At 49.5% G+C, this 5,608-nt stretch carries 6 protein-coding genes and 2 pseudogenes; all 8 read left to right on the top strand.

What is annotated here, in order from left to right; genetic code table 11:
• Positions 1–619, top strand: a pseudogene (locus AC29Z1_RS12640) (cobalt-precorrin-5B (C(1))-methyltransferase CbiD); the annotation flags it as partial.
• Positions 598–1,221 (top strand): precorrin-6y C5,15-methyltransferase (decarboxylating) subunit CbiE, encoded by a 624-nt coding sequence (cbiE, locus tag AC29Z1_RS12635; protein ID WP_488271814.1) that lies wholly within the window; start codon positions 598–600, stop codon positions 1,219–1,221. The pseudogene AC29Z1_RS12640 and the gene cbiE, both read left to right, overlap by 22 nt.
• Complete coding sequence (cbiT, locus tag AC29Z1_RS12630) at positions 1,197–1,817, top strand: precorrin-6Y C5,15-methyltransferase (decarboxylating) subunit CbiT (protein ID WP_488271813.1); 621 nt, start codon at positions 1,197–1,199, stop codon at positions 1,815–1,817. Before cbiE ends, cbiT begins: the two co-directional genes overlap by 25 nt.
• Positions 1,818–1,847: 30 nt before the next feature.
• Positions 1,848–2,621 (top strand): annotated as a pseudogene (gene cobM, locus AC29Z1_RS12625) (precorrin-4 C(11)-methyltransferase).
• Positions 2,618–3,778, top strand: coding sequence for a cobalt-precorrin 5A hydrolase (locus tag AC29Z1_RS12620; protein WP_488271812.1), 1,161 nt, complete (start codon positions 2,618–2,620; stop codon positions 3,776–3,778). Before cobM ends, AC29Z1_RS12620 begins: the two are co-directional and overlap by 4 nt.
• 26 nt (positions 3,779–3,804) lie before the next feature.
• Positions 3,805–4,494: a precorrin-3B C(17)-methyltransferase gene (gene cobJ, locus AC29Z1_RS12615; protein ID WP_488271815.1), complete on the top strand. Its 690-nt coding sequence runs from the start codon at positions 3,805–3,807 to the stop codon at positions 4,492–4,494.
• The gene (cobK, locus tag AC29Z1_RS12610; protein ID WP_488271811.1) at positions 4,491–5,255 is read left to right on the top strand and encodes a precorrin-6A reductase; all 765 of its coding nucleotides are present in this window, start codon (positions 4,491–4,493) and stop codon (positions 5,253–5,255) included. The genes cobJ and cobK overlap by 4 nt, the downstream gene beginning before the upstream one ends.
• Positions 5,256–5,608, top strand: a 353-nt coding sequence (locus tag AC29Z1_RS12605) for a precorrin-8X methylmutase (protein ID WP_488271810.1), incomplete at its 3' end; no start/stop codon positions are given. It lies immediately after the preceding gene.

Below are 5,608 nucleotides of genomic sequence, written 5' to 3'. Positions count from 1 at the left end.
TATCTCGCTTCTGGGACCCACCGGCATCGTCGAGCCCCTGTCTGAAGAAGCGTTTAAAACCTCATGGGTGCCACAAATCTCAGTTGCCCAGGCCCTAGGTTATGACCAAGTGGTGTTTGTTCCCGGCAAGATGGGCTGGAATGCGGCGGTAGGAAAATATGGACTGCCAGAAAAAGCCGTCATCCAGACAAGCAATTTTATCGGCTATATGCTTGAGCAGGCTGCCGAGAAAAAACTGCGCAGAGTGCTGTTGTTCGGACATATCGGTAAACTGGTCAAGCTGGCAGGAGGTATATTTTATACTCACAGCAGGATTGCCGATGGCCGGTTGGAGATATTAGCCGCTTATGCAGCTTGCTTAGGTGCTGACCCGGACTTTATCAGAAAGATGCTGGCGCTAAGGACGGCAGAGGCTGCGATTGAATTGATTGAGGAGGCAGGCTTGAAAGCAATATATTCGCTTCTGGCCGCTAAAGCCTCTGAACGGGCACAGCAGCATGTTTTTGGCGATCTTGAGATCGGTACTGTTTTAACAACTCTCAAAGGTGAAATATTGGGAATGGATTTGATGGCTGAGCAAATCGGAGGTGAGCTGGGATGGAACATCAAGTCTTTATAGTAGGGGCAGGGCCGGGCAGCGCAGCGTACCTGCTGCCTGAAGCCAAAGAGCATATTGATAAAGCAAGAGTTATAGTAGGCGGCAAGCGACTGGTGGAGCCGTTTGTTAGGCCTGGGATAAAAACGAAAATGGTTGGCGGCGACTTAGGGGAAGTAGTGGAGTTTATCAGGCAGTCGCTGCAAACTAGTGACGTTACGGTGCTGGTTTCCGGTGATCCTGGATTTTACAGCCTGCTGCCACTCTTAAAACGGCATTTTGACGGTAAAATTCAGATCATTCCTGGCATTAGCTCAATGCAGCTTGCCTTTGCCCGGGTGGGCCTTCCCTGGCAGGACGCACTGCTAGCCAGTGTCCATGGCCGGACGGAGCAGCCTGAGATCTGGCAGTACCGTACCGGTAAACGGATCGGCTTGTTGACTGATGGTGAGCACGATTCATCCTATGTGGTCAAGCGTTTGCTGACGGCAGGCTGGCCGCTGCATACCAAGGTCTGGATTTGCCGCCATTTGTCATATCCGGATGAATCCGTGCAAGCATTTTCGTTGGAAGAGTTAATCGAACAGGGAGGGATTGGTCATTGTGTGATGATTATCGAAGGGTAGTGCCAGGCATTGCTGACGATGATTTTATCAGAGGCGAGGTGCCGATGACCAAGCGTGAAATTCGAATTCAGGCGCTTGCTATGGCAAGAATTAGACCAAATGACGTGATCTTTGATATCGGGGCGGGGACGGGCTCATTATCGATAGAAAGCGCACTGTTAGCTAAAAGCGGGCAGGTATTTGCCTTTGAACGCGAACCGGACGCCATAGAGCTTATCCGTCAAAACGCAATCCGGTTTGGCGTGAAAAATATCAGCATTTGTCCAGGTGAAGCGCCGGGGACTTTGGCAGGCAAGATGCCGCCGGACGTGATCCTGATTGGCGGCAGCGGCGGGCGGTTATATGATATTCTGCAATGTAGCCATGACCTGCTGAAGCCGGGAGGACGGATGGTGATTACTGCCGTCACACTGGAAACAGCCTATCGTACGCTAGACTGGCTAAACAATACGGCAAGCTATCAGACAGAGGCTGTTTGCCTGCAGGTGACTAGGCTGAAACCGGTTCAGACGTTTCATATGTTTGAGGCGTTGAATCCGATTATATTGATTGGTGCTTACAAAAGACAAGCTGTTAAGCGAGCTATTGAACAATAAGGAGACTGAACAAGAAAGAAGGAGTAAATAATGAAGCAAAAATCACCAGGTAAAGTCATGTTTGTCGGGGCTGGCCCCGGTGATCCAAAGTTAATTACCTGCAAAGGAAAAGAATTGCTGGAACAGGCCGATGTTGTTATCTGGGCCGGCTCACTGGTCAATCCGGCTTTGCTCGAAAACTGCGGCAAGGATACCGAGATTTATGACAGTGCCGGCATGACGCTGCCGGAGGTGCTGGCAGTCATGGAGAAGGCGGTCGCAGCAGGAAAACTGGTTGTGCGGCTTCATACCGGCGACCCGAGTCTCTATGGAGCGATTCAGGAACAAATGGATCATTTGCGGCAGCAAGGTATTGCTTATGAGGTGGTGCCGGGGGTCAGCTCATTTTTAGCGGCGGCGGCTTCACTAAAACAGGAATATACTCTGCCAGGTGTGTCACAGACAGTAATCATCACGCGACTGGAGGGACGTACGCCGGTTCCGGCCAAGGAAGCACTGGCCAGCCTGGCTGCGCACCAAAGCAATATGTGCATCTTCTTAAGTACCCATATGCTTGCTGATGTAATAAACCAACTGAAACAAGGGGGGTATACTAGCGATACTCCTATCGTTGTGGCGCAGAAGGTATCCTGGCCTGATGAGAAAGTGGTCAGAGGGACACTTGATGATATCTTTGAGAAGGTACAATCTGTTGGGATTTAGAAAACAGCGCTAATTATTTTCAGCCGGTCTTTGGATGCAGCGTATGAGCTTTCCCAGCTATATTCTCCTACGTTCAGCCATGAATTCCGGCAAGCAAAATGAGACTGGCCATTATTTCTATTACCAGTGAAGGAGCCAAGCTGGGGAACAGGCTTAAAATACTGCTGAAAGACCGGATGGTTATCACTGAACCAACCAGCATTAAAGCCAGCATGAATTCGACTAACATTCAGCAAAAGTTAAATTTTCCGCGAAATGAAGTCATCTTCGATGTGGTTGATGTATATAGCAAACATGGCAGGGGCTGTAGTCTGGATCAAAAATATGCAAAGCTCGCGGATTTAGTTAACAGAATATTTTTTCAGTATGACGGTTTTGTCTTTATTATGGCGACAGGTATTGTTGTGCGGACAATTGCGCCACTGATTCAGGATAAGCGGACAGATCCCGCCGTTGTCGTCATGGACGAAAAGGGCACTCATGTCATCAGCCTGCTTTCCGGTCATCTGGGCAGGGCAAATTCTCTGACTACCCTGATTGCCGGACGGCTGGCGGCGAATCCGGTTATTACCACCGCTTCTGATGTGCAGGGGAAGATTGCACCTGATGTTATGGCTGCCGAATGTCATTTAACCGTTGTTCCTTTTCAACAATTAAAGTCGATTAACACCATGCTGGTGGAAGGAAAAAAGATTAGTTATTTTTTAGACGAGAGTCTGCCCAGAGCTGATATATATGCTGACTGGCTTGGAAGAAATGGCGTAAGCTTTCGGCCAATTAATGAGCTTCCGGCTGATGCGGATGCAAGTATTTTCATTACAGATAAGATGATTGCAACTGATTCAGTTCATCTGTATTTGCGTCCTAAGACGCTGGTGGCGGGAATTGGCTGCCGCAGGGGCATAGAAAAAAACAGTGTACTGGCTGCGCTGACTGAGGCTTGCGCATGTATTGGCCGGAGTATTGATTCTGTCGGGATGATTGCCTCAGTCTCAATTAAGGCGGATGAAACCGGTCTGCTGGAAGCAGCAGCGGTTATTGGCGCAAAGACCCTGTTTTTTGAACCGGCGTTGCTTGAACGGGTTGTCAGCGAGCAGGGACTCGCGATATCGGAATTTGTTAAAAGTAAGATTGGAGTGGGTAGTGTATGCGAAGCAGCTGCGATATGCGGATCAAAGAACAATCAACTGCTGTTGAAAAAGCGAGCAGTATATCGGGGAATTACGATTGCCCTGGCAGAGGTGAAGTCCGGGTCGTAGGGATGGGGCCAGGCGATTTGCTAGATATGACGCCAAGGGCCAGACAAGCGATTGAAACCGCTGATGCGGTTGTTGGTTATTTCCGTTATTTAGAGCTGATTGAGCCGCTGTTGGCTGGTAAAGAAATCATTGGAACAGGCATGACGAAAGAAGTAGATCGCTGCCAGGCGGCAATTAATTTGGCCATCGCGGGCAAAACGGTTGCCGTTATTTCCAGCGGTGATGCCGGAGTGTATGGTATGGCAGGTTTGGTGCTTGAATTAGCGCAAGCGGCTGAAGCCGATCACCGGCCTGAGGTTAACATTATTCCTGGACTTACTGCTGCCGGCGTGGCAGGAGCGCTTTTGGGAGCGCCGCTAATGAATGATTTTGCTGTGATTAGCCTTAGCGATCTGTTAACGCCTTGGGAGGTTATCCAGAAACGGGTCGAAGCTGCTGCTGCGGGGGACTTTACCATTGCGATCTACAACCCGAAAAGCCATGGTAGGGTAAAACATATTTCTGTAGTTCAGGAAATTCTGCTTAAACACCGAGAGCCCCATACGCCAGTAGGCATTGTCCGCAATGCGTCCCGGACCGAAGAACAGGTGCTGATTAGTGATTTGGCAAGCTTTATTGATCAGCCGATGGATATGTTTTCGCTGGTGATTATCGGCAACTCTCGCACCTATGTCAAAGATGGCAGAATGATTACTCCGCGAGGTTACGCCATTTGATTTTGGTAGTTGCCGGGACGCGGGATGGCAGGCTGGTAGCCAAGGATTTAGCTGCATGCGGTTTGCCGGTTATGGTTTCGGTCACCAGTTCTTACGGCGGAGAGCTTGCCGCGAGCAGCTTATATCAGGTGCGGGAGGGAATCCTTGACGTTAATGGTTTTATGGAACTGTTCGCTACAGCGGGAGTGCGCGGCGTGATTGATGCCAGTCATCCTTATGCAACTGGCGTGTCCGCCAACTTGATTGCCGCCTGCCGTGACTGCTCGGTTCCCTATTTGCGATATGAAAGACAGGCAGAGCCATTACCGGTATACAACAAACTGCGGACCGCCAAAACGGCTCAGGAAGCGGCAACACTTGCTGCTGCGTTGGGAAAAGTGATTTTGTTGACAACAGGCAGCCGTACCCTGGCCTGCTATAAAGCGGCGGCAGACCAGGCAGGCGCAAGATTGGTTGTCCGCATATTGCCTGAGCCTGACGTGTTGCAAGAAGCGCTGGCTTTAGGCATATTGACGCGAGATATTATTGGCATGCAAGGCCCGTTTGCCGTAGAAACCAATGAAGCGTTGATTAAGCAGTTTGGCGCTGATGTGCTCGTGACTAAAAACAGCGGTAAAATCGGCGGTACAGATGCGAAGTTCCAGGCAGCGATCAGGCAAAATATTTGGCTGGTTGTTATTGAAAAACCGTCTCTAGATTATGGAAATATGGTTAGTAGCACTATAGAGGCATTGAAATGGGCAAAGGAGGCTCTTTCGTAAATGGACTTTATTGTAAAACCTATGGAGATTGAAACAAAGAGTATGCAGATTATTGCGCCGTATTTGGCTGAATCGGTTTATTCAGAAGAAGCTAAAAAAATAGTATCTCGGATGATTCATGCCTCAGGCGATCCAGACTATGCCAATCACATTGTGCTGCACCCTGAAGCGATTGAAGCTGGTAAAGCGGCGCTTTTAACAGGGGCATCCATTTACACTGACGTTGAGATGGTCAGAACCGGCATCAATAAAACCATTCTAGGCGAATTGGGCGGCAAAGTTCATTGTCTTATCGCAGACCCGCAGATTGCCGCAAGTGCTAAAGCGCAAGGAATCACTCGTTCCATGGCGGC

The organism is Sporomusa sp., from assembly GCF_057736855.1.
This window is presented reverse-complemented; position numbering and strand designations above follow the sequence as displayed.

Excerpts from the sequence above, each read along its gene's own strand:
- cbiE (WP_488271814.1), top strand. The coding sequence starts at position 598 with ATGGAACATCAAGTCTTTATAGTAGGGGCAGGGCCGGGCAGCGCAGCG.
- AC29Z1_RS12620 (WP_488271812.1), top strand. The coding sequence starts at position 2,618 with ATGAGACTGGCCATTATTTCTATTACCAGTGAAGGAGCCAAGCTGGGG.
- cobJ (WP_488271815.1), top strand. The coding sequence starts at position 3,805 with ATGACGCCAAGGGCCAGACAAGCGATTGAAACCGCTGATGCGGTTGTT.